Origin of the sequence: Kocuria sp. CPCC 205263, assembly GCF_040981075.1 — a bacterium.
GTDB lineage: Bacteria > Actinomycetota > Actinomycetes > Actinomycetales > Micrococcaceae > Kocuria > Kocuria rosea.
The window spans coordinates 1-522 of the sequence record NZ_JAVKPV010000083.1 but is presented as its reverse complement, the minus strand read 5'-3'; the positions used below and the strand labels follow the sequence as shown (position 1 = coordinate 522).

1 protein-coding gene is annotated in these 522 nt (G+C 72.8%); it reads right to left on the bottom strand.

The window, feature by feature from the left end; all coding sequences use genetic code 11:
• The coding region (locus tag RF647_RS19255; RefSeq protein ID WP_368813135.1) for an aminotransferase class I/II-fold pyridoxal phosphate-dependent enzyme at positions 1–522 on the bottom strand (522 nt) is incomplete at both ends.

The following is a 522-nucleotide window of genomic DNA, read 5'->3' as shown; positions in this document are numbered from 1 at the left end:
GTGCGCAGGCCGGCCAGGTGGTCGTCGTAGCCGCCCTGGCGCACGAACCGCTCCACGATGTGCTGACCGGGGACGTTCGTGCAGGTGTCCATGGCCTGCTTGCCGGCGATCAGCAGCCTCCGCAGCCGCGGGTCGGCGTCCACCCACCCCACGCGCAGCCCCGGGGCGAGGACCTTGGAGAAGGTCCGCACCGAGATCACGAGCGGGTCGTCCGGGCTGATCTCCCGGAACCCGGGGACGTCCTCGCCGGCGAAGCGCAGGCCCCCGTACGGGTCGTCGTCGATGATCACGGAGCCCCACCGGTGGGCGAGGTCCAGGAGGCGCCGCCGGCGCGGCTCGCTCAGCGTGGTGCCGGAGGGGTTCTGGAAGTTCGGGATCGTGTAGACCGCCCGCGGGTTGCGCCCGGTCTCGGCGACCAGCGTCTCGAGCGCGTCCACGTCCATGCCGTCCTCGTCGACGGGGACCTCGAGCAGGTCCGCGCCGTAGCTGAGGGCGGTGCCGGAGCCGTTCGTGTAGGTGGGG